Annotated in this window: 18 protein-coding genes; 7 read left to right on the forward strand and 11 right to left on the reverse strand. The window is 68.7% G+C overall.

What is annotated here, in order from left to right; genetic code table 11:
- Nucleotides 1-7 precede the first annotated feature (7 nt).
- The 3 genes from QMZ26_RS12260 (at nucleotide 8) to QMZ26_RS12270 (ending at nucleotide 3,256) form a co-directional block, all read left to right on the forward strand.
- Nucleotides 8-1,123, forward strand: a complete 1,116-nt coding sequence (locus tag QMZ26_RS12260; protein ID WP_283221603.1) for a glycosyltransferase — start codon at nucleotides 8-10, stop codon at nucleotides 1,121-1,123.
- Complete coding sequence (locus QMZ26_RS12265) at nucleotides 1,104-2,435, forward strand: O-antigen ligase family protein (protein ID WP_283221604.1); 1,332 nt, start codon at nucleotides 1,104-1,106, stop codon at nucleotides 2,433-2,435. The genes QMZ26_RS12260 and QMZ26_RS12265 overlap by 20 nt, the downstream gene beginning before the upstream one ends.
- Before the next feature lie 371 nt (nucleotides 2,436-2,806).
- Nucleotides 2,807-3,256, forward strand: a complete 450-nt coding sequence (locus tag QMZ26_RS12270) for a transposase (RefSeq protein WP_283221622.1) — start codon at nucleotides 2,807-2,809, stop codon at nucleotides 3,254-3,256.
- 350 nt (nucleotides 3,257-3,606) lie between these two features.
- On the opposite strand, the gene QMZ26_RS12275 is transcribed toward QMZ26_RS12270, so the two are convergent.
- Nucleotides 3,607-4,524: an LpxL/LpxP family Kdo(2)-lipid IV(A) lauroyl/palmitoleoyl acyltransferase gene (locus QMZ26_RS12275; protein WP_079223198.1), complete on the reverse strand. Its 918-nt coding sequence runs from the start codon at nucleotides 4,522-4,524 to the stop codon at nucleotides 3,607-3,609.
- A gap of 60 nt (nucleotides 4,525-4,584) precedes the next feature.
- On the opposite strand from QMZ26_RS12275, the gene waaA reads away from it, so the two are divergent.
- Nucleotides 4,585-5,883, forward strand: a complete 1,299-nt coding sequence (waaA, locus tag QMZ26_RS12280) for a lipid IV(A) 3-deoxy-D-manno-octulosonic acid transferase (protein ID WP_283221605.1) — start codon at nucleotides 4,585-4,587, stop codon at nucleotides 5,881-5,883.
- Nucleotides 5,884-6,095: 212 nt separating this feature from the next.
- Nucleotides 6,096-7,349, forward strand: a complete 1,254-nt coding sequence (locus QMZ26_RS12285) for an amino acid transporter (protein WP_283221606.1) — start codon at nucleotides 6,096-6,098, stop codon at nucleotides 7,347-7,349.
- 360 nt (nucleotides 7,350-7,709) lie between these two features.
- Here the strand turns inward: QMZ26_RS12285 and QMZ26_RS12290 are convergent, their stop codons facing one another.
- From QMZ26_RS12290 to QMZ26_RS12300, 3 genes are all read right to left on the reverse strand, one after another.
- Entirely contained in the window at nucleotides 7,710-9,068 is a 1,359-nt protein-coding gene (locus tag QMZ26_RS12290; RefSeq protein WP_283221607.1) for a TolC family outer membrane protein, read from the reverse strand.
- 16 nt (nucleotides 9,069-9,084) lie between these two features.
- On the reverse strand, nucleotides 9,085-9,732 hold the full coding sequence (locus QMZ26_RS12295; RefSeq protein ID WP_079223190.1) for a protein-L-isoaspartate O-methyltransferase: 648 nt from the start codon (nucleotides 9,730-9,732) through the stop codon (nucleotides 9,085-9,087).
- 139 nt (nucleotides 9,733-9,871) lie between these two features.
- Nucleotides 9,872-10,549, reverse strand: a complete 678-nt coding sequence (locus QMZ26_RS12300; protein ID WP_079223188.1) for a TetR/AcrR family transcriptional regulator — start codon at nucleotides 10,547-10,549, stop codon at nucleotides 9,872-9,874.
- 121 nt (nucleotides 10,550-10,670) lie between these two features.
- Between QMZ26_RS12300 and QMZ26_RS12305 the strand changes: the two genes are divergently transcribed.
- Nucleotides 10,671-11,801, forward strand: coding sequence for an efflux RND transporter periplasmic adaptor subunit (locus QMZ26_RS12305; protein ID WP_283221608.1), 1,131 nt, complete (start codon nucleotides 10,671-10,673; stop codon nucleotides 11,799-11,801).
- 4 nt (nucleotides 11,802-11,805) lie between these two features.
- Nucleotides 11,806-14,958, forward strand: coding sequence for an efflux RND transporter permease subunit (locus tag QMZ26_RS12310; protein ID WP_108760390.1), 3,153 nt, complete (start codon nucleotides 11,806-11,808; stop codon nucleotides 14,956-14,958).
- A gap of 435 nt (nucleotides 14,959-15,393) precedes the next feature.
- On the opposite strand, the gene gdhA is transcribed toward QMZ26_RS12310, so the two are convergent.
- The 7 genes from gdhA to QMZ26_RS12345 all read right to left on the reverse strand — a co-directional run bounded on the left by gdhA (nucleotide 15,394) and on the right by QMZ26_RS12345 (nucleotide 23,422).
- Nucleotides 15,394-16,737 carry an NADP-specific glutamate dehydrogenase gene (gdhA, locus tag QMZ26_RS12315; RefSeq protein WP_283221609.1) on the reverse strand — a complete coding sequence of 448 codons (1,344 nt, stop codon included), beginning with the start codon at nucleotides 16,735-16,737 and terminating at the stop codon, nucleotides 15,394-15,396.
- A 121-nt stretch (nucleotides 16,738-16,858) separates the two neighbouring features.
- The gene (leuB, locus tag QMZ26_RS12320) at nucleotides 16,859-17,920 is read right to left on the reverse strand and encodes a 3-isopropylmalate dehydrogenase (RefSeq protein ID WP_200734054.1); all 1,062 of its coding nucleotides are present in this window, start codon (nucleotides 17,918-17,920) and stop codon (nucleotides 16,859-16,861) included.
- A complete protein-coding gene (gene leuD, locus QMZ26_RS12325) occupies nucleotides 17,910-18,488 on the reverse strand; it encodes a 3-isopropylmalate dehydratase small subunit (protein WP_283221610.1) in 579 nt (192 codons plus the stop codon). Before leuD ends, leuB begins: the two co-directional genes overlap by 11 nt.
- Nucleotides 18,488-19,906, reverse strand: a complete 1,419-nt coding sequence (leuC, locus tag QMZ26_RS12330; protein ID WP_283221611.1) for a 3-isopropylmalate dehydratase large subunit — start codon at nucleotides 19,904-19,906, stop codon at nucleotides 18,488-18,490. Before leuC ends, leuD begins: the two co-directional genes overlap by 1 nt.
- Before the next feature lie 60 nt (nucleotides 19,907-19,966).
- Entirely contained in the window at nucleotides 19,967-20,740 is a 774-nt protein-coding gene (locus tag QMZ26_RS12335) for a class I SAM-dependent methyltransferase (protein WP_283221612.1), read from the reverse strand.
- Nucleotides 20,741-20,750: 10 nt separating this feature from the next.
- Complete coding sequence (locus tag QMZ26_RS12340; protein WP_079223156.1) at nucleotides 20,751-22,334, reverse strand: 2-isopropylmalate synthase; 1,584 nt, start codon at nucleotides 22,332-22,334, stop codon at nucleotides 20,751-20,753.
- Nucleotides 22,331-23,422, reverse strand: coding sequence for a threonine dehydratase (locus QMZ26_RS12345; RefSeq protein ID WP_283221613.1), 1,092 nt, complete (start codon nucleotides 23,420-23,422; stop codon nucleotides 22,331-22,333). Before QMZ26_RS12345 ends, QMZ26_RS12340 begins: the two co-directional genes overlap by 4 nt.
- Between the last annotated feature and the right edge of the window lie 24 nt (nucleotides 23,423-23,446).

A 23,446-nucleotide genomic window follows, 5' to 3' on the forward strand; every position in this document is an offset into this window, starting at 1 on the left:
CCCGTTGATGCGCCGACTGACCGTGGTGCAGTTGCTGCCGGCGCTGCACTCCGGTGGCGTCGAGCGCTCGACCCTGGAAATCGCTGCGGCCCTGGCCGCCGCCGGCCATCGCGCGCTGGTGGTGTCCGCCGGTGGCCGCCTGGTGCAGCCGCTGCTGGACAGCGGGGCCGAGCACCTCACCCTTGATATCGGCCGCAAATCGCTGCTGACCCTGCGCCACCTGCCCACCCTGCGGCGGTTGTTCGCCGAGGTCGGCGCGGACATCGTGCATGCACGTTCGCGCCTGCCGGCGTGGCTGGGCCTGTACGCGATCCGGGCGATGCCCGCCGCGCAGCGCCCGCACTGGGTGACCACCGTGCATGGGTTGAATTCGCCCAGCCGCTACAGCGCGGTCATGACCAGCGGCGAGCGCGTCATCTGCGTGTCCAGCACGGTGCGCGACTACGTGCGCCAGCATTATCCGACGGTGCCGGAACAGGCCCTGCAGGTCATTCCGCGCGGCGTCGATGCCAGCCAGTTCCCGCGCGTGGCCCGTGCCGACCGCCGGCCGCGGCTGGCGCTGGCCGCCGAGTACCCCTGGCTGGCCCAGGTCGACGGCCCGCTGCTGCTGCTGCCGGGCCGCGGCACCCGCCTGAAAGGCCATGCGCATGCCCTGCAGCTGCTGGCCGGCGTGCGCGCTGCCGGCGTACCGGCGCAGCTGTGGATGCTGGGTACCGATGAGCCCGGGCGCGAAGCCTACGTGGCCGAGCTGCGCCGCCAGGCGGCCGCGCTGGGCGTGGCCGAGGCGGTGCAGATCACACCCCCGACCGCGCGGATCGCCCAGGCCTACGCCGCCAGCGATCTGGTGCTGCAGCTGTCGGACAAGCCCGAAGCCTTCGGCCGTACCGTGGTCGAGGCGCTGTCGGTCGGACGCCCGGTGCTGGGCTGGGACCATGGCGGCGTGGGCGAACTGCTGCAGCAGCTGCAGCCGGCCGGCGCGGTGCCGCTGGGCGATGCCCAGGCGCTGGGTGAACGTGCGCTGGCCCTGCTGGCACAGCCGCCGTCCTTGCCGAGCCGTATCCCGTTTACCCTGCAGGCCATGCAGCGCGACACCCTCCGTCTCTATGCCGACCTTGCAGGCTGACGCCGCCCCCATCGCGGGTGACGCGCGCGCCGGGCGCTGGGCGCCGTGGTGGGTGCTGGCCTATGTGGCCCTGTGGCCGTTGCCGGGCATCGCTGAAACCGTGCTCGGTCTCGGCGCGGTGTACGCCGCGGTGCGCATGGTCATGCGCCGCCTGCAGCGGCGGCCGCACCTGCTGACGCCGGCCGCGTGGGCACTGACCTCGATCCTGTTCCTCGGTTACTGGCTGCCGCAGGCATTCTCGGCGTTCGATGCGATCGACCCCGCCGCCTCGTGGACCAAGGCTGCCGCCGGCCTGCGCTACCTGCCCTTCATGTGGCTGGTGGCGATCGCCGTGGCCACGCCGCAGCGGCGGCGCCTGATCTTCGGTGGCCTGGCGCTGATCACCGCGCTGTGGACGCTGGATGCGCTGGTACAGGCGGTGGCGGGCACCAGCCCATGGTTCTGGTCGCTGCAGCAGCTCAAGCTGGCTGTCAGCGGCCATGCCCTGTGCCCGGCCGAGGAGATGGTGCTGGCCGACCGCCTCAGCGGTCCGCTGGGGCCGTGCAACCTCAAGTTCGGCCAGGTTCTGGCCAGCCTCTCGCCGTTCCTGCTGCTGCCGGCCGCGCGCCGCTTCGGTACGCCGGGCTGGCTGCTGGCCGGCGCGGCGCTGGCCATCGTGCTGCTGCTGGCGGGTTCGCGCGCGTCCTGGATCACCTTCGCCGTCATCGTCGCCTACAGCGGCGTGCGCCAGCTCGGCTGGAAGCGGCTGGGCCTGCTGGCGCTGTCCGGCGTGCTGGCGTCGGCAGCGCTGACCGCCAGCGTGCCGCAGCTGCGCGAGCGCGTGACGCGTACCGCGATGGCCTGGGATGGCGGCACCGATGGCGTTGACCAGGCGTTGTCCGGGCGCGCCCGCATCTGGAGCGCGGCCGGCTGCATGATTGCCGGGCACCCCATCAACGGCGTCGGCGCACGCGGCTTCCGCGATGCCTACCCGCAGTGCGTGGACGAGCAGGGGCCGGCGGTATGGGGTGCCGAACCGGCGCTGCACGCGCACCAGATCGTGCTGGAAATCCTCGCCGAAACCGGCGTGCTCGGCCTGCTGCTGTGGCTGGCTGCCGTTGCCCAGGCCTGGCGTGCCTGGCGCTTCGCACCGCCGGCGGCACGCGAGCGCGCACGCCCGGCGATGCTGGCGCTGGCCGCCACGGTATTCCCGCTCAACACGCACCTGGCGTTCTATTCCGCGTTCTGGGGCGGGGTGACCGTGCTGCTGGCCGCGCTGTTCGTCGGCACCCTGCTGGCCCGCGAACCGGACGACGTACCAAAGGCCGCGTGATCGCGCATCCACGCATGGCGTGGATCTACTGCGATTGCCGGATGGGCATCCACGCATGGCGTGGATCTACTGTGATTGCCGGATGGGCATCCACGCATGGCGTGGATCTACTGCGATTGTCGGATGGGCATCCACGCACGGCGTGGATCTACTGCGATTGTCGGATGGGCATCCACGCATGGCGTGGATCTACTGCGATTGTCGGATGGGCATCCACGCATGGCGTGGATCTACTGGATATATCCGCGCGTGGCGTGGATCTGCCGCGGGCGTTGCAGTAGATCCACGCCATGCGTGGATGGAGCTTTCCCGACACCAATACGGGCACGCCTCCAATACCGGTGCTCGCGCGTCTGCTGCACGCTGGGGTCATGGCCAGCCCCCGACTCCGCTACGGCCGTTACTCCAGCACGGGTAACGTGTATCTGTTGACCACGACCACCCTCGGCCGTGAACCGTTCTTCGCCGATGCCGCCAACGTCGCGGTGCTGGTCGACGCCCTGCGCTTCGTCGAGCGCGCCGGTATCAGCCACAGCCTCGCCTGGGTGGTGATGCCCGACCACCTGCACTGGTTGATGGAGCTGCAGACGGGCACCCTGGCCGAATGCATGTCGCTGCTCAAATCCCGCAGCAGCCGTCTGCTGAACCAGCAGCTGGGCCGGCGCGGCGCACTCTGGCAGCACGGGTACCACGACCACGCGGTGCGCAGTGACGAGTCATTGCACGAGAAGGCGATGTACATCATGGCCAATCCGGTACGGGCCGGGTTGGCCTGCATGGTGGGCGAATACCCCTACGCGTGGTGCCGGTGGCCGCTGTAAAACGGTGGTGTCGGCTGGACATCATCCACGCATGGCGTGGATCTACTGGGCGACGTACATCCTGGCCAACCCGGCCCGCGCAGGATTGTTGTAGATCCACGCCATGCGTGGATGGCGCGGTGACGGGCGCGGCCGGACATCATCCACGCATGGCGTGGATCTACTGGGCGACGTACATCCTGGCCAACCCGGCCCGCGCAGGAGTGTTGTAGATCCACGCCATGCGTGGATGGCGCAGTGACGGGTGCGGCTGGACATCCCCGGTCCGCGCGGGATTGTTGTAGATCCACGCCATGCGTGGATGGCGCGGTGACGGGCGCGGCTGGACATCATCCACGCATGGCGTGGATCTACTTGTAGAAATCGCTGCGGCCGCCCGGCTGGCGCTTGAAGCGCCGGTGGATCCACAGGTACTGGTCCGGGGCCTCGCGCACCATCTGCTCGATGGCCTGGTTGACCCGCGTGGTATCGGCTTCCACGTCCTCGCTGGGGAAGTTCTCCAGCGGCGCGCCGATCTTCAGGAAGTACTTCCCGCCCTCGCGGCGGTGGAAGTAGGGGATCACCGCGCAGCCGGTCATCCGCGCCAGCTGGTGGGTGGCGGTGATGGTAGCGGCGGTATGGCCGAAGAACGGCACGAACACGGTGTCCTTGCCGCGCATGTCCTGGTCCGGTGCGTACCACAGGAAACCGCCCTTCTTCAGGTGGCGCACGGTGGCGCGGATATCCTCGTTGGCGTACATCGCCTTGGCATAGCGCAGCCGGCCGAACTTCACCGCCCACTCGTACACCGGGTTCTTGTGCTTGCGGTACATGCCCGACAGGTCGACGTGGTCGCACAGCAGGCGGCCGCACATCTCCAGGGTCATGAAGTGGCCCGACACCAGCAGCACGCCGCGGCCTTCGGCCTGCATCTGCTTGAGGTGTTCCAGGCCCTCGATCTGTACCTGCGGGCGGATGCTGTCGATGCTGCCCCACCACGAACGCGCGCATTCGAAGATGCCCACGCCGAGGGCGTCGAAGCTGTCGCGCACCAGCCGGTTGCGCCAGGCCTCGTCCTTCTCGGGGAAGCACAGCTTGAGGTTGACCTCGGCGGCACGGCGGCGGCTGCCAAGCGTGCGCCAGGTGATCCAGCCGACGCCGCGGCCGAGCGCGCGCTGCAGCATCCAGGGCAGCCGGGCGATGCCGAACGCGGCGAACATGGCCGCGAACATCGGCCAGTTGCGGGGATCGGCCAGGGACGGGCGGACGGCGGTAGAGGCATCGGACATGCCGCCATTCTACCAACCCCGCCGCGTGTCTTTCCCGGGGGGCTCCCGTATCCTTGCTGCATGCGTAAAGACCCTGTCGAATGGATCCTGCGCGGCCTGTATTCGGCCGTGCTCTACATCCTGCTGCCGATCACCGTGTACCACCTGGTGTGGCGCGGCTTCCGGGTCCGTGAATACTTCCGGCGCTGGGATGAACGCTATGCGTCCTACCCGCAGCCGACCGGCCAGCCGCGGGTCTGGCTGCACGCGGTCTCGGTGGGCGAGGTCAACGCCGCCGCGCCGCTGGTCAACGCCCTGCGCGAGCAGCGCCCGGACATCCGCTGGGTCATCACCACCATCACCCCGACCGGTTCGGAACGGGTGCGCGCGCTGTGGGGCGACGCGCTGGACCACGTCTACCTGCCGTACGACGTGCCGGGCAGCGTCAACCGCTTCCTCGGCCACTTCCAGCCCAGCCTGGCCCTGATCCTGGAAACCGAACTGTGGCCGAACATGCTGTTCGGCTGCCGTGACCGCCGCATCCCGGTCTACATCCTCAACGCCCGCCTGTCGGCCCGTTCGCTGCGTGGCTACCGGGTGCTGGCCGCCCTCATCCGCCGCGCGCTGCGCACGGTCACCTGCGTGGCCGCACAGTCGGATGACGATGCCGCGCGCTTCGTGCAGCTGGGCGCGGCGCCGGAGCAGGTGCAGGCGCTGGGCAACCTGAAGTTCGACATCACCACGCCGGACGTGCGGCCGTTCGTGGCCCAGTTCCACGCGAAGGTGCCGGCCACGCGGCCGGTGTGGATCGCGGCCAGCACCCACGATGGCGAAGAGCAGGCGGTGATCGACCTGCACCGGCGCCTGCGCGAGCGCCATCCGGACCTGCTGCTGCTGTGGGCGCCGCGCCATCCCGAGCGCTTCCCCAAGGTCGAAGCGCTGGCCCGCGAGCAGGGCTGGAGCGTGGCCACGCGCCGTGCACAGCAATGGCCGGGGGCCAGCACCGAGGTGTTCATCATCGACACGCTGGGCGAACTGATGCCGTTCTACGGCTGCGCGCAGGTCGCCTTCGTCGGCGGCAGCCTGCAGGCCATCGGCGGGCACAACCTGCTGGAACCGGCGGCGATGGGCACGGCCGCGGTCACCGGCCCGCACCTGCACAACTTCGCCGAGATTTCCCGGCGCATGCGCGAGGCCGGGGCGCTGCTGATCGGCGAGGACGTGCAGGCGGTGGGCGACCTGCTGCAACACCTGCTTGATGATGCGCAGGCCCGCGAGGACATGGCGCGGGCCGGCTGCACCCTGGTGAGCAACGGGCGTGGCGCCCTGCAGCGCACGCTCGCGCTGGTCGCCCCGCACCTGCCGCCACCGCGCGACTGAGGCGAGGGCGGGGTGCCGCACAGGCACTGTCGCGTTCAACAATTTCAAGCCTGCTTGATGACGTCCGCACTGTCGTAGCCGGGCCGCCAGGTGCTGCCTCGCGTGCGTGCCATCACAACGCAGCACACGTTCGGCCGATTCTGATTCCGTCTCGTTGTCCGGGCTGCCAGCCTGATGTCGACCACGCTTGGGCGGCATCAAGGGAGCTTGTGATGAAGGACGACAGCGGTGCCGATCCGGGCAGCGGACGCGCGGCATTCGACCGGTTGGGCAGCGACCACCTGCTGGTGCTGGCGCTGACCCTGCTGATCGGTGGCAGCGTGATCGCGCTGGTCGGGCAGAACACCGCGGCACGGGCTGGGCCGGCCATCGTCCTGAGCCTGCTGCTGGCCGCCGCAGGTACGGCGCCGCTGCTGTTCTGCCTGCGCGAAGTGATGCGCCGCATGCCCGGTGGGGCCGGGCTGCCGGCAGCGCTGCTGGACGTGTGCGGGCCGCGGCCTGCAGCCGTCCTGCTGGGCCTGCTGCTGCTGGATCTGCTGGCCACCCTGGCCGGCGCCGCGCAGTCGGGTGCCCACCACCTGTACGCGACCGTCAGTGCGCTGGGCCAGCCGCCGCAGCGCTGGCTGCCGATGCCGCTGGCAGCGGCGCTGGGGCTGTTGCCGGTGGGCGTGGCGGCCATGCTGCGCCCGCGCCGGGCGGTACGGCTGGCCTGCGTGCTGCTGGGTGTGAAGTTGGGCGTGGGCCTGCTGCTGGTCCTGCTGGCCGCACGCTACGTGCACTACGGCAACTGGGTGCCGTGGATGCCGTCATCGACCGGGCCACAGCGGTTCGGGCTGGGCGGCGTGGTGGCCGCGGCCGTGCCCCTGCTGGGGGTGTTTGCCAGCGCCGGGCTGCTGCTGGGCATGGCCCCAAGGGTGCAACAGCCCCATCGGCAGCTGACCCGGGTGGGCGGCGGCGCGGTCCTGGTCGCGATGCTGATGCTGATGGGCCTGGCGGCACTGCAGTCGGGCCTGGTGGAGTTCGCCGCGCTGGACAGCACGCGGCCGCTGTCGGTGGCCGTGCAAGGCGTGCCGCACCTGCAGTGGATGTTGCCGCTGCTGCCGCTGGCGGGCTGGGCCGGGCTGGTGGCGCTGCAGGTGGTGGTGCTGCTGATGATGATGGACCTGCTGCCGGCGCTGTGGCGGCGATCGGGTGGCGGTCCTGATGATCGCGATCCGGGCCGGGTGACGCTGGCCTTCGGGGTGGCGGCGCTGGCCATGCTGCTGGTGCCGTGGCTGCCTGAGCGCGAGGTGCTGCCACCGGGCTTCGGCGCGCTGCCGGTGCTGGCGGTGCTGTGCCTGGGCCTGCTGCGCCCGTACCCACAGGTGCCACCGCGTCACGTGGCGATGATCCGCGTGCTGGCGCCGTTGGCGGCGTTGTTGTGCCTGGCACCGCTGGCCCGGCAGATCCTGGCCTGGCTGGGGTAGGGGCGGGATCGCGCACGGCAGCCACGCATGGCGTGGCTCTACTGCATTCAGCGCCTCCCTCCAGTGGATGCACGCGCAGCCGGTAGATCCACGCCATGCGTGGATGCACACGCACCCGGTAGATCCACGCCATGCGTGGATGCACGCGCAGCCGGTGGATCCACGCCATGCGTGGATGCACGCGCACCCGGTAGATCCACGCCATGCGTGGATGCACACGCACCCGGTAGATCCACGCCATGCGTGGATGCACGCGCAGCCGGTAGATCCACGCCGTGCGTGGATGCACATCTCGTGACCCGCACCCACAAGAAAGCCACCCTCGCGGGTGGCTTCTCCGTTCTACCGGAAGGCGACGGCTCAGTTCGTGGTCGTCGCCGGGTTGCCGGCATCCTGGGTCAGCAGGCGGTTGATGTCCTGCAGTTCCGCCACATCCAGCGCACCCAGCGACTGGCTCAGCAGCAGGCGATTCTGCAGGAAGGTGTAGCGGGCGTTGGCGTAGTCCAGCTGCGCCGAGAACAGGATGCGCTGGTTCTGGATCACGTCCAGCACGGTACGGGTACCCACTTCCAGGCCGACCTGCGATGCGTCATACGCGCTCTGTGCCGAGACCACCGCCAGGCGGCGGGCTTCCACTTCGCTGATGCCCTGCACCAGGGTCTGGTAGGCATTGCGGGTGTTGCGGTCCAGCGCACGCTTCTGCTGCTCGTAACCGTCCTGGGCGATGTCACGCTGGGCCAGCGCCTGGCGCACGCCGGACTGGGTGGCACCACCGGAGAAGATCGGCACGCTCAGGGTCAGGCCGATGCTGTTGGTGCGTGCATCCGGGGACAGCGAGCCGGCACCGGTGCTGTCGCCCCAGGTTGCGCTCTTGCCCCAGCTGCCGCCCAGCGACAGGGTCGGATAGTGGCCGCCACGGGCCGCCTGCACGCCGGCTTCAGCCGCGCTGACCTTCAGTTCCTGCGCCTTCAGTGCCGGGTTCTGGCTGGTCGCCTGCTGCACCAGTTCACTGATGTTGCCGCGGTTGGCCGGCACTTCCGGACGGAAGTCGGCCGGCAGGCCCTTCAGGTTCATCACCGGCTGGCCGGTCAGTTCGGTCAGGGCCTGGTAGTTGTCGGCCAGGGTGTTCTGCGCAACGATGGTGTTGGCGCGCGCCTGGTCGTACTGGGCACGCGCTTCGTGCACGTCGGTGATCGGCGCCAGGCCCACTTCCAGGCGCTTGTCGGCGAAGTCGAACTGCTTCTTCGCGGCCGCTTCATTGGTCTGTGCGGCGTTGAGCGATTCGATCGCCACCAGCACATTGAAGTAGGCCGCCGAGGTGCGCACGATCAGGCTGTCGTTGGCCGAATCGAGGGTGAAATCCGCCGCCTTGCTCAGCTCGCGCTGCGAGCGCAGGTTGCTGATCTGCGTCCAGTTGAACAGCGTCTGGCTGCCATCGATCGTGTAGTTGCGGCGCTTGCTGGTGACCGAACCGGAGTTGGCATCGGCATTGGCTTCGCTACGCGAACGGTTCAGCGAGGCCGTGCCGTTGATCTGCGGCAGCAGCGCGGCACGCGCCTGCACGGCGCCTTCCTTGTCGTACAGCCGGGTCGATTCGGCGGCCGACAGTTGCGGATCGCCATTGCGTGCCATTTCGTAGACCTGCAGCAGGTCGGCGGCATGGGCGGACAACGGCAGCAGGGCAGTGGCCAGCGCAACAGCGAGGGATCGGCGGATCATTGCGGCTTCCTTGGACTCAGAGGTGGAACTGGGGGGCCGGGGCGGCACCACGCAGGTAATCGATATCGGTTTCAAACAGCGATTCGGTGCTGCCATCGGCCTTGACCAGCAGGGCTTCCATCGCCGGCGAGCGGCCATGGATCACGAACAGGCGACCGCCCGGACGCAGCCACGAGGCGAACTGTGACGGCACGACGTCAACCGCGCCAGTGACACAGATCACGTCAAAACGGCGTTCGGTCTGCCAGGCCAGCGCATCGGCCACTTCGACGCGGACGTTGGTGCCCAGGCCGGAAGCGTCCAGGCGGGCGCGCGCGGCGGCGGCCAGTTCCGGGTCGATTTCCAGGCTCAGCACGTCGCGCGCCAGCGCGCCGATGCAGGCAGCCAGGAAGCCGCTGCCGGTGCCGATTTCCAGCACTTCGTCACCCGGCTGCAGATCCAGTGCCTGCAGGGTACGGCCCTCGATGACCGGCTTCATCATCTTCTGGCCATTGCCGATCGGCAGTTCAACGTCGGCATAGGCCAGCGCCCGGTGCGCGTCGGCGACAAAGGCCTCGCGCGGCAGGCGGGCGAGGACGTCGAGCACCTTGATGTCCAGCACGTCCCAGGGACGGATCTGCTGTTCCACCATCAGTTCGCGGGCGTGGGCGTAATCAATCGTCATGAGGTTCAAATCCAGCGCAGTGGGCCGGCCATTTTACCGGTGCCGGAGGCCGGCGGCGCGCCCAGAGCATCAGCTTTCGGGCGGCCGGGGTCGCAGTGCCGGAAGTCATCGCGACCTCCGGTTCGTTCAGTTTGGTGCTTCAGGCGCTTCCAGGCCCTCGCGGCGCATAGGCGCGCAGGAAGAAATCGACGCTGTCGGGCACGTGGCTGGAAGCATCGCACTGCCCCGGTGACAGCGGCATGCCGCACATCCGGTTCATATGCACTTCGCCCTTGATGAGGGTCAGGAACTGCTGGCCCGCCAGCCGGCAATCGGGGATTTCCAGCTCGCCGCGCGCGGTGCGCGAACGCAGGAAATCGGCCAGCGCCTCGCAGGTACGCTCCGGGCCGGCCTGCCAGAACAGTTCGCGCAGCCGTTCGTCGGTTTCCGGGGCCATCATCACCCGCTGCACCGAGATCGCCGCGTCGGAGGTGATCATCTCGAAGAAGGCCTGGCCGATGCCCAGCAACTGGTCGCGCAGCGGGCCTTCGGCATCGGCCACGAACAGCGCGTCCGGCAGCATCTCCATGCACTTGGACTGCACAGCTTCGGTGAAAAGCGTCTCTTTATCGCCAAAATGGCTATAAACGGTCAGCTTCGACACGCCCGCCTGGGCGGCGATGCTGTCCATGCTCACGCCGGTATAGCCCTGCTCGACGAACAGGGTCTTGGCTGCTTCGAGGATCGCCGCGCGCTTGCCGAGGTCCTTCGGACGCCCGGGTCCGGCGGCCTTGGCAGCAGGCTTGGCCGACGCTTTGCGGGAAGTGGGAGAACTCATTGGCGTAATACTAGACCAACCGGTTCGATATTTATACTATACCGGCCAGTTTACTAAATTGGGGCCTGCGCTCGTGCCGGCTCCCCCGCGTTTGAACCCTGCGTTTTCAGGACGTTGACCGATGAAGAGCGTGCGCTGGCTGGGCGGTATGGTGTGGGTGGTGGCGCTGGCCGCCTGTTCGGGGCCGGAGCAGGCGCCGCAGGCGGCGGTGCCGGTGCTGGTGGTGCATCCGGGCGAGCAGGCCGGGCAGGGCGCGGCGTCATTCCCGGGCACGATCCGTGCACGCCAGGAAAGCCCGCTGTCCTTCCGCGTGGGCGGCAACCTGGTCAAGCGCCACGTCGATGCCGGCCAGCGGGTGAAGCAGGGCGACGTGCTGGCCGAGCTGGACGTGGCCGACTTCGCGCTGCAGGCGCGCGCCTCGCAGGCGCAGCTGGCCGCGGCCGAAGCCGACCTTGCACGTACCCGCGATGACCTCAAGCGCTACCAGGTGCTGGCCGACCAGCAACTGGTGAGCCGCTCGCAGCTGGACCAGCAGAGTGCTGCGTTCAAGGCGGCGCAGGGCCAGGCCAACGCGGCCCGTGCCAACCTCGATGTGCTGCGCAACCAGGCGGGCTATGCCCAGCTGCGCGCGCCGGCCGACGGCGTGATCGCCAGCCGCGAGGCCGAGGCCGGGCAGGTGGTGTCGGCCGGCCAGACCATCTTCAACCTGGCTGCCGATGGCGCCCGCGAAGTGCTGATCGACCTGCCCGAAGCGACCTTCCGCGACTACGCCGTGGGCCAGCCGGTACAGGTGGAACTGTGGAACCGGCCGGGTCAGCGCCTGCCGGGCACGATCCGCGAGATTGCCGCCGCCGCCGATCCGCAGGCCCGCACCTATGCCACCCGGGTCAGCCTGGCCGCTGACGCGCTGGCCGATGTCGAACTGGGGCAGAGCGCGCGGGTGTTCAGCAGCGCCGGCCGCCCGGGCACGCTGCAGTTGCCACTGGCCGCCCTGCAGCGCGGTGCCAACGGCGCTTCCAGCGTATGGGTGGTGGACCCGTCCAACAGCACCCTGAAGCAGGTGGCCGTGACCACCGGTGCCTATGGCAGCGACAGCGTGCCGGTGCTGTCCGGCGTCGGTGCCGGTGACTGGGTGGTGGCCGCCGGTGGCCACCTGCTGCGCGCCGGCCAGCCGGTCACCGCGGTGGACCGGCAGAACCGCCCGGTGCTGAAGCCGGCCACGCCGGCCGCTGCGCCGAAGGCCAAGGAGTAAGCCGGTGCGCCGCTTCAATCTTTCCGAGTGGGCGCTGGCCAATCGCCCGCTGGTGCTGTTTGCCATGCTCGCCTTCGCGGTGATCGGCGCATGGTCGTACAAGCACCTGGGCCAGTCCGAAGATCCGCCGTTCACCTTCAAGGCGATGGTGATCCGCACGCAGTGGCCCGGTGCCACCGCCGAGCAGGTGTCGCGCCAGGTGACCGAGCCGATCGAGAAGGCGCTGATGAACACCGGCGAATACGAGTTCATCCGCTCGTACTCGCGTCCGGGCGAATCGCAGGTGATCTTCATGGCGCGCGACAGCCTGCGCTCCAAGCAGATCCCGGACCTGTGGTACCAGGTGCGCAAGCGCGTGGGCGACATCCGCGCGACGCTGCCCCGCGAGATCGTCGGCCCGTTCTACAACGATGAGTTCGGTGATACCTACGGCAACATCTATGCCCTGACCGGCAAGGGCTTTGACTATGCGGTGATGCGTGATTACGCCGACCGCATCCAGCTGGAACTGCAGCGCGTGCCCGATGTCGGCAAGATCGACCTGGTCGGCCTGCAGGACGAGAAGGTGTGGATCGAGCTGTCCAACACCCGCCTGGCCACGCTGGGCCTGTCGATGCAGCAGGTGCAGCAGGCGCTGGCCGACCAGAACGCGATTGCCGGCACCAGCTTCTTTGAAACGCCGACCGACCGCGTGCAGCTGCGCGTGACCGGCCAGTTCGACAGCATCGAGGCGATCCGCCAGTTCCCGGTGCGTGCCGGCGAGCGCACCGTGCACCTGGGCGACATTGCCGAGGTCAAGCGTGGCTTCGCCGATCCAGCCTCGCCGAAGATGCGCTTCATGGGTGAGGAAGCCATCGGCCTGGCCGTGGCGATGAAGGACGGCGGCGACATCCTCAAGCTGGGTGCGAACCTGGATGCGGAGTTCGAGCGCCTGCAGAAGACCCTGCCCACCGGCATGCAGCTGCGCAAGGTGTCCGACCAGCCGCAGGCGGTGGAAGAATCCGTCGGCGAGTTCGTGCAGGTGCTGACCGAAGCGGTGGTCATCGTGCTGCTGGTCAGCTTCTTCTCGCTGGGCCTGCGTACCGGCCTGGTGGTGGGCGTGACCATTCCGCTGGTGCTGGCGATGACCTTCTTCGTCATGCACTACTTCGGCATCGGCCTGCACAAGATTTCGCTGGGCGCGCTGGTGCTGGCCCTGGGCCTGCTGGTGGACGATGCGATCATCGCGGTGGAGATGATGGCCACCAAGATGGAGCAGGGCTTTGACCGCCTGCGCGCAGCCAGCTTCGCCTGGGAATCGACCGCGTTCCCGATGCTGACCGGTACCCTGATCACTGCGGCCGGCTTCCTGCCGATCGCCACGGCGGCGTCGAGCACGGGCGAGTACACCCGTTCGCTGTTCCAGGTGGTGACCATCGCGCTGGTGGTGTCGTGGATCGCCGCGGTGCTGTTCATCCCGTACCTGGGCGACAAGATGCTGCCGGACCTGTTCAACCCGCAGCCGCCGAAGCCGGGCAGCCTGTCCGCGCGCTGGCTGGCCCGGCGCCGGCAGTGGGCCGACCGCTACCCGGCGCTGGCCAACCTGCTGCGCCCGGCCGAGCACGGCCATGACCATGATCCGTACCAGCGGCCGTTCTACCAGCGCTTCCGCCGCTTCCTCGATGCGTGCCTGCGCCATCGCTGGTGGGTGATTGCCGCGACCATCGGCCTGTTCGTGTTCTCGCTGATGATGTTCCGCTTCGTGCCGCAGCAGTTCTTCCCCGATTCGACCCGGCCGGAACTGATGGTCGACATCGAACTGGCCGAAGGTGCCTCGCTGCGCTCGACCCAGGCCCAGGCCGAGAAGCTGGAAAAGCTGCTGCACGGCCGCGAGGACATCGCCAACTACGTGTCCTACGTGGGCACCGGCTCGCCGCGCTTCTACCTGCCGCTGGACCAGCAGCTGCCGGCGACCAACTTCGCCCAGTTCGTGGTGCTGGCCAAGGACACCCATGCCCGCGAAACCGCGCGCGACTGGCTGATGAAGGAGGTCATCCCGCAGTTCCCGGACGTGCAGATGCGCGTGACCCGCCTGGAAAACGGCCCGCCTGTGGGCTACCCGGTGCAGATGCGCGTGTCCGGCGAGCACATCGAGCAGGTGCAGGCCATCGCGCGCCAGGTCGAGGCCAAGGTGCGCGAGAACCCGCACGTCATCAACGTCAACCTGGACTGGAGCGAGCCGAGCAAGGTGGTGCGCCTGGTGATCGACCAGGAGCGTGCACGCGCGCTGGGCGTGAGCAGTGCGCAGGTCAGCCAGTTCCTGGCCAGTTCGCTGGCCGGGCAGTCGGTGAGCGTGTACCGCGAAGGCAACCGCCAGATCGAGATGCTGCTGCGCGGCCCGGCCGACGAGCGTGACCAGCTGGAGCTGCTGTCCAGCCTGGCCATGCCCACCGCCAACGGTGGCAGCATCACGCTGTCCCAGGTGGCCACGATGGAGTATGGCTTCGAGGACGGCATCATCTGGCACCGCAACCGCCTGCCGACGGTGACCGTGCGCGCCGACATCGGCGATGGCATGCAGCCGCTGGACGTGGTGCAGCAGATCCTGCCGACGCTGGATGGCATCCGTGCGCAGCTGCCCAGCGGCTACCTGCTGGAAACCGGCGGCACGGTGGAGGATTCGGCACGTGGCCAGGATTCGATCAAGGCCGGCATGCCGCTGTTCCTGATCGTGGTGGCGACCTTGCTGATGCTGCAGCTGCGCAGCTTCTCGCGGGCGGCGATGGTGCTGGTGACCGCGCCGCTGGGCATCATCGGCGCGACCCTGTTCCTGCTGCTGTTCCGCGCGCCGTTCGGCTTCGTGGCGCTGCTGGGCACGATCGCGCTGGCCGGCATGATCATGCGCAACTCGGTGATCCTGATCGACCAGATCCAGCAGGACATCGATGCCGGGCATGACCGCTGGCATTCGATCATCGACGCCACGGTGCGGCGTTTCCGCCCGATCGTGCTGACCGCGCTGGCAGCAGTGCTGGCGATGATCCCGCTGTCACGCAGCGCGTTCTACGGCTCGATGGCGATCTCGATCATGGGCGGCCTGATTGTCGGCACCGTGCTGACGCTGGTGTTCCTGCCGGCGCTGTATGCCGCGTGGTTCCGGGTCAAGCCGGGTGAGTAGAGTCGAGCTTGCTCGACTGCCGTTATCGGGGTCGGATCCCTTTCCCGCAGGGGAAGGGCTCTGACCCCATCCACGACCCCATCCACGCATGGCGTGGATCTACTGGGGCATCCACGCATGGCGTGGATCTACTGCATCCACGCGTGGCGTGGATCTACTGCATCCACGCGTGGCGTGGATCTACTGGGGCATCCACGCATGGCGTGGATCTACTGCATCCACGCGTGGCGTGGATCTACTGCATCCACGCATGGCGTGGATCTACTGCATCCACGCGTGGCGTGGATCTACTGCATCCACGCATGGCGTGGATCTACTGCATCCACGCATGGCGTGGATCTACTGCATCCACGCATGGCGTGGATCTACTGGGGCATCCACGCATGGCGTGGACCTACAGTAGAGCCACCCCATGGGTGGCTGCACCGGCAGGGGTCAATACAACCCCTGCGCCAGCATCGCGTCGGCGACCTTCACGAAGCCGGCGATGTTGGCGCCGTCCACATAGTTGACGCTGCCGTCCGCGCGCTTGCCGTGGCGCACGCAGCTGGCGTGGATGTCCTTCATGATCGCGTGCAGGCGCTCGTCCACGTCGGCGTGGTGCCAGGACAGCCGCTGCGCGTTCTGGCTCATCTCCAGACCCGACGTCGCCACACCACCGGCATTGCTGGCCTTGCCCGGTGCGTACAGCGTGCCGGCCTGAAGGAACACATCCACCGCTTCCAGCGTGGAGGGCATGTTGGCGCCCTCGGCCACGCACTGCACGCCGTTGTGCACGAGCGTGCGGGCGTCATCCTCATCCAGCTCGTTCTGGGTGGCGCAGGGCAGGGCGATGTCGGCCGGCACATGCCAGGGGCGCTTGCCGGCGAGAAACTCGAAGCGGGTATCAGCGGCCAGTTCCTGCAGGCGGCCGCGACGCTCGTTCTTCAGTGCCATCAGCTCCTGCAGGGCCTGTTCGTCGAAGCCGTCGCGTGCGTACAGCGTGCCGCCCGAATCGGAGAAGGTCAGCACCTTCGCGCCCAGCTCGATCGCCTTCTGCGCGGCGTACTGGGCGACGTTGCCCGTGCCCGACACCAGCACGCGTGCGCCGTGGGTTTCGCGGCGGGCGTGGTGCAGCATCTGTTCGACGAAGTAGACCGTGCCGTAGCCGGTCGCCTCCGGGCGCATCAGGCTGCCGCCATAGGACAGGCCCTTGCCGGTGAACACGCAGGCGGCATCGTTGCTCAGCTTCTTCATCATGCCGGCCATGTAGCCGACCTCACGCGCACCCACGCCGATGTCACCGGCGGGCACGTCGGTGTCCGGGCCCAGGTGTCGATGCAGTTCCAGCATCAGCGCCTGGCAGAAGCGCATCACTTCGGCGTCGCTGCGGCCCTTGGGGTCGAAGTCCGAACCGCCCTTGCCGCCGCCCATCGGCAGCGTGGTGAGGGCGTTCTTGAAGGTCTGTTCGAACGCCAGGAACTTCAGGATCGACAGGTTCACCGACGGGTGGAAGCGCATGCCGCCCTTGAACGGGCCGATGGCCGAGCTGTGCTGCACGCGCCAGGCGCGGTTCACATGGGCCTGGCCGGCGTCATCGCTCCAGGCCACGCGGAACTGGATCAGCCGCTCCGGTTCCACCAGGCGTTCCAGCAGGCCCTGCTGCAGGTAGCGCGGATTGTCCTGCAGGAACGGCCACAGGCTGTGGACCACTTCCTTCACCGCCTGCAGGAACTCGGGCTGGTGCGGGTCACGGCGGGCAACGTCGGCGAGGAACTCGTCGGGGGAACGGTGCTTCAAAGACATTCCTTGGATTGAGGCCTGTGCGGGGCGGCGGCTGCGCGGTCGGCATGGAGGTTGCATCAGCCGAGCATGGCTCGGCTCTACAGTAGAGCCACCCCATGGGTGGCTACTCCAGACATCACTTCAGCTTGGCGAGCACTGCGTCGGTGGCGGCAGCGGTGCTGACCGCCTGGCCCTTGGCCGCGAGGTCGGCGGTGAACACGCCGTCATCCAGCACCGCATGCACGGCGGCTTCCACCGCAGCGGCTTCGGCTTCCAGGCCCAGCGAGTGGCGCAGCAGCATCGCCGCGCTGAAGATCGTCGCGTAGGGATTGGCGATGCCCTTGCCGGCGATGTCCGGCGCCGAACCATGGATCGGTTCGTAGATGCCCACCGCGCCCGGTTCGCCCAGCGAAGCCGACGGCAGCAGGCCCAGCGAACCGGCCAGCATCGAGGCTTCGTCGGTGAGGATGTCGCCGAACATGTTCTCGGTGACGATCACATCGTACTCGCGCGGCTTGGCCAGCAGGTGCATGGCCATCGAGTCGACCAGCTGGTGTTCCAGCGCCACGTCCGGGAATTCCTCGCGGCCGATGCGCGCGGCCACGTCACGCCACAGGCGCGAGGTCTCCAGCACGTTGGCCTTGTCCACCGAGGTGACCTTGCCGCGGCGCTGCTGGGCCAGGCGGAAGGCGCTGCGCAGCACGCGCTCGATCTCGGCCACGGTATAGCGGCACAGGTCGCTGGCACTGTCGGCGTCGCGGGTCTTGTCGCCGAAGTAGATGCCGCCGGTCAGCTCGCGCACGACTACGAAGTCCACGCCCTGCAGCAGCTCGGCCTTGATCGGCGAGGCGTGCAGTGCGGCTTCATGGGTGCGCACCGGGCGCAGGTTGGCGTACAGGCCCAGCGCCTTGCGGATCGCCAGCAGGCCCTGTTCCGGGCGCACCTTGGCATTCGGGTCGGACCACTTCGGGCCACCCACCGCACCCAGCAGCACCGCGTTGGCGGCCTGGCAGGCGGCCAGGGTGGCGGCCGGCAGCGGTTCGCCGTGGCGGTCGATGGCGATGCCACCGATGTCGTGCTCACTGAAGGAGAAGCTGTGGTTGAAGCGTTCGGCGACGGCCTTCAGGACGGCAACCGCAGCGGCGGCCACTTCCGGGCCGATGCCATCACCGGGCAGGACAACAATTTCAGCGTGCATGCTCACTCTCGTAACGTTCGATTTCAGGGACACGGCCCAACAGATACCCCAACTGGTCGACACCTTCCAGCAGGCAGGTCTGCGAGAAGCCATCCAGCGGGAAGGAATAGACGCGGCCGTCGGGCGTGCGCAGCTCGCGCGCGGCGACGTCGATGGTCAGTTCATCGTCCGGGCGCTGCATCAGCGCCTGCACGTCAGCCTCGTCCAGCACGATCGGCAGCAGGCCGTTCTTCAGCGAGTTGCCGCGGAAGATGTCGGCGATCTCGCTGCTGACGATGGCAAGCAGGCCCAGGTCGGTCAGCGCCCACGGCGCATGTTCGCGCGAGGAGCCACAGCCGAAGTTGCGGCCGGCCAGCAGGATGCTGCGGCCGGCGTTGTGCGGCTGGTTGAAGGCGAAGTCGGCCACCGGCGAGCCGTCGGCCTGCCAGCGCCAGTCGTTGAAGGCGTTGCGGCCCAGGCCGGCGCGTTCGGTGGTGGACAGGAACCGCGCCGGAATGATCTGGTCGGTGTCGATGTTGGTCTGCGCCAGCACCACGCTGGACGAGGTCAGGGTACGGAAACCGGCCATCACGCCACCTCCTGTGCGAACAGTTCGCGGGTGTCGGCCACCTGGCCCTTCACCGCCGCCCACGCTGCGCTCATCGGCGAGGCCAGCAGGGTGCGCGACCCGGGGCCCTGGCGGCCCTCGAAGTTGCGGTTGCTGGTGCTCACGGCCAGCTGGCCGGGGGCGACCAGGTCACCGTTCATGGCGATGCACATCGAGCAGCCCGGCTCGCGCCATTCGGCACCGGCCGCGCGCACGATCTCATGGATGCCTTCGGCCTCGGCCTGGCGCTTGACGATCTCCGAGCCCGGCACCACCAGCATGCGCACGCCCTCGGCAACATGGCGGCCAAGCAGCACCTGCGCCACTTCTCGCATGTCGCTCAGGCGGCCGTTGGTGCACGAGCCGACGAACACCACGTCCACCGGGGTCCCGGCCAGGGCCTTGCCGGCCTGGAAGTGCATGTAGTCCAGGCCCTTCTGTGCGGCGGCATCGTTGGCGGCCGGAATGGGCGTGTCCACGGCGATGGCGGTGCCCGGGTGGGTGCCCCAGGTCAGGGTCGGGCGGATGTCGGCGGCATCGATGCGCACTTCGCTGTCGAAGCGTGCGCCTTCATCACTGCGCAGCTGCTGCCAGCGCGCCACCGCGGCGTCGAAGTCGGCGCCCTTGGGGCCGCGCGGGGTAGCGGCCACGAAGTCGAAGGTGACCTGGTCCGGGGCGACCATGCCGGCACGCGCACCGGCTTCGATCGACATGTTGCACAGGGTCATGCGCTGTTCCATGTCCATCGCTTCGATGGTGCTGCCGCGGAACTCGATGACGTGGCCGGTGCCACCGTTGACGCCGATCACGCCGATGATGTGCAGGACCACGTCCTTGGCGCCGACGCCGGGCGCCAGCGGGCCATCAACGGTGATCGCGAAGGTCTTGGCCTTGCGCTGCAGCAGGCACTGGGTGGCCAGCACGTGACCGACTTCGCTGGTGCCGATGCCGAAGGCCAGCGAACCGAATGCACCGTGGGTGGAGGTGTGGCTGTCACCGCAGACGATGGTCATGCCGGGCTGGGTGAAACCCTGCTCGGGGGCGATGACGTGGACGATGCCGCGGTTGTCCGAAGCCATGTCGAACAGTTCGATGCCGTACTCGGCGCAGTTGCGCGCCAGGGTGGCGACCTGCGCTTCGGAGGCGGCGCTGGCGTAGGGCAGCTTGCCGTCGGCACCGGCCGGCAGGGTCGGGGTGGAGTGGTCCATCGTTGCCTTGGTGCGATCCGGGCGGCGCGGCGCCAGGCCGCGCGCACGCAGCTCGGTGAAGGCCTGCGGCGAGGTGACCTCGTGGATCAGGTGCAGGTCGATGTACAGCCCGGCGGGGGCGCTGTCGGATTCGGGAACCACCACGTGGGCGTCCCACAGTTTGTCGTACAGGGTGCGGGGTGCGGAAGTCATGCGTATGCCTGGCAGAAGTACGAAAGAACGAACATCAATAAAGAAAGCGGAACGGTCAAGTCAGCGGCGGCGGGCGAGTACGCGCAGGCGCACATAGTCGGCCAGCGGCTGCCCGGCTGCGTTGCGCGGCAGGTCGTCGAGCAGGGCCGCAGCCGCTTCGCGCACCGTGCTGCGGGCAGCGGGCGGCAGGTCGTCCAGCAGCGGCGCGGCGAACACCCGCAACCAGCCGGCGACGCCGGTGGGCAGCGCGGTCGGGCGCGGCGTGGTTTCGATCAGCTGCACCTGGAAGCCATGCTGGCGCAGGCGGTCGGCGTAGGCATCGGCGGTGGGGAAATACCACTGAAACGCACTGGCGCCGTGGCCGTGGGCCACGCGTGCCGCCTGCACCGCAGCGATGATCGTGGCCACGTTGCCATGGCCGCCGAACTCGGCGACGAAGCGGCCACCGGGACGCAGGGCACGGCGCACGCCTTCCAGCACGCGGTCCGGGTTGCCCATCCAATGCAGCGCGGCATTGCTGAACACCGCATCGAACTCGGCGTTGAAGGTCAGCGCGTGGCCATCCATCACCTGCGCATCGACGCCACGCGCGCGGGCGGCATTGACCAGTTCCGGCGAGGCATCCACGCCGTGGATGCGTGCACCGCTCAGGGCCAGCTCGGTGCTGAGCACGCCATCGCCACAGCCCAGGTCGAGGATGCGTTCACCGGTGCGCGGGTCGAGCAGGCGCGACACCGCACCGCCGAGCAGCGGCACGAAACCGGCATCGATCGCATAGTCCTGGGCGTTCCACTGCTGGCCGGCGGCCGTGGTGGCGGTGTCGAAGGCGCTCATGTCAGGTTCCTCAGGCAGTGGCGGCGGTCGGGGTTTCGGTGCTGCTGGTAGCCGCCTGGCGCTGGCGCAGCAGGCGGTTGGCCACGTCCAGCCAGGCCAGCGCGGAGGCTTCGATGATGTCCTTGCTGGTGCCGGTGCCGTCGTACTCCACGCCTTCGTGGCGCACGCTCAGGTTGGCTTCGCCGCGTGCATCGGCGCCGATGCCGACGCTGTGCACCTGGTAGCTGTCCAGCTGCAGCTGCACGCCGGTGGCCGAGGACAGCGCGCCGAACAGGGCGTCGACCGGGCCGTCGCCCTGCGCGGTTTCGGCCACGCGGTTGCCTTCCGGGTCGGACAGTTCAACCAGGGCGTTGGCGCGGCTGCCGACGTCGCTGATGGTCATCGAGGCCAGGCGGTAGCCCTGGTTGTTGGCGCCGCCCTGCATCAAGGTCTGCAGGTCGGCATCGGTGACCACGCGCTGCTGCTCGCACATCGCCTTGAACTGCTCGAAGACCAGCTTCAGTTCGTCTTCTTCCAGCCAGAAGCCCAGCGCACGCAGGCGCGATTCGACGGCGGCGCGGCCACTGTGGCGGCCCAGCACCATCTGCGAATCCTCCCAGCCCACGTCTTCCGGGCGCATGATTTCGTAGGTGCCGCGGTGGCGCAGCATGCCGTGCTGGTGGATGCCCGATTCATGGGCGAAGGCATTGGCACCCACAATCGCCTTGTTGCGCTGGACCGGCATGCCGACCAGGCGCTGCAGCAGCTGCGAGGTGCCGACGATGCGCGGGGTGTTGATCGCGGTGTCCTGCTCGTAGAAGGCCTGGCGCACCTTCAGCACCATGGCGATTTCTTCCAGCGAGCAGTTGCCGGCGCGTTCGCCGATGCCGTTGATGGTGCACTCGACCTGGCGCGCGCCACCCTCGACGGCCGCCAGCGAGTTGGCCACGGCCAGGCCCAGGTCGTTGTGGCAGTGCGCGCTGAAGATCACGTTGGCCGCGTTCGGCACGTCGGCCACGCCGGCGATGACCTGCTGGAACATCGCGCGGATTTCTTCCGGCGTGGTGAAGCCGACGGTGTCGGGCAGGTTGATGGTGGTGGCACCGGCCGCGATTGCCGCGCGCGAAACCTCGATCAGGTAGTCCAGCTCGGTACGGGTGGCATCCTCGGCCGAGAACTCGACATCGTCCACATAGGTGCGGGCCAGGGTGACGTGCTTGCGTACCGATTCCAGTACCTGTTCGCGGGTCATGCGCAGCTTGTGCTCGCGGTGCAGCGGGCTGGTCGACAGGAACAGGTGCAGGCGCGGGTTGGCTGCGGCTTCCAGTGCGCGTGCGGAGGTTTCGATGTCGGCCTGCAGGCAGCGCGACAGCACCGCCAGGGTCAGGCCGGGGCGGCGCAGCTCACGGCCGATCAGGGCCATCGCTTCGCGGTCGGACTGCGAGCTGGCCGGGAAGCCGGTCTCGATGATGTCCACGCCCAGTTCGTCCAGCGCACGCGCCATCACCAGCTTCTGCGGCGGGCTCATGCTGCAGCCGGGGGACTGCTCGCCGTCACGCAGGGTGGTGTCGAAGATGCGGATGCGCGGGGTGGTAATTCGTTCGATGGTGGTCACAGGGAAATCTCCTCGACAGCGGGCGCGACGGCTTGCAGGTTGGAAGGGGAAGAGGTGGGGGAGGCGGGGGTGCTGGCCTTGCTGGGCGAGCGAGGGGTTTCACTGCGGCGCCGGCGCGGTTTGCGCGGCGGCCGGGGGCGGATGTCGGTGAGCAGGCCGGCCAGTACGCCGGCATCGATGTTGCCGCCGGAGACCACCGCGCACTTGCGGCGGCCGGCCACGCGGCGGCCCGCGGCCAGGGCCAGCGCGCCTGCGCCCTCGGCGATGATGTGTTCTTCCAGCGCCAGGCGGACCAGGGTCTCGCGCAGCTCGGCTTCGCGCACGATCACCACGTCGTCCAGCAGCGAGGCACACAGGCGGCGGGTCAGGTAGCCCGGCACCTTCACCCGCACGCCGTCGGCCAGCGACGGCACCGGTGCGATCTCGTTGACATCACCGTGGATCGCGCGGGCCATCGAATCGACGCCCTCGACCTGCGCACCGATGATGCGCACGCCCTGCGATTTCAGCGCCAGCGCCACGCCGGAGGCCAGGCCGCCGCCGCCGATCGGCACGATCACCACATCCGGCGCGTGCGGCGCCAGCTCGATGCCGACCGTGCCCTGGCCGGCGATCACGTCGGCATCGTCAAAGGCGGACAGGAAGCGGTAGCCGTGGCGCTGCGCCAGCTCGACGGCAAAGGCGAAGGCCTCGTCATAGCTGTTGCCGTGCTGGCGCACGGTGGCGCCCCAGTGGGCAACGCCGGCGATCTTGGTCGCCGGTGCGCCGTGCGGCATCACGGTGATGGCCGGCACGTCCAGGCGGTAGGCGGCCCAGGCCACGCCCTGGGCGTGGTTGCCGGCCGAGGCGCAGATCACCGGGCGGGTGTCGCCGCGTTCACGGCCTGCCAGCAGGGCGTTCAATGCGCCGCGCACCTTGTAGGAACCGGTGCGCTGCAGGTTCTCCAGCTTCAGCCAGGTGCCGAAGCGCTCGGCATGGTGCAGCGGGGTGGGCGGCAGGAAGCGGCGCAGGCGGGCCTGCGCAGCCAGGACGTCGGCGACGCTTACGTCGCCGACATCGCTTTCCTTGCTGGCATCAGCGGCCGGCATGGGCCACCAGCGGGGAGACCGCCG

Source organism: Stenotrophomonas sp. PFBMAA-4 (assembly GCF_030053215.1).
Taxonomy (GTDB): Bacteria; Pseudomonadota; Gammaproteobacteria; order Xanthomonadales; family Xanthomonadaceae; genus Stenotrophomonas.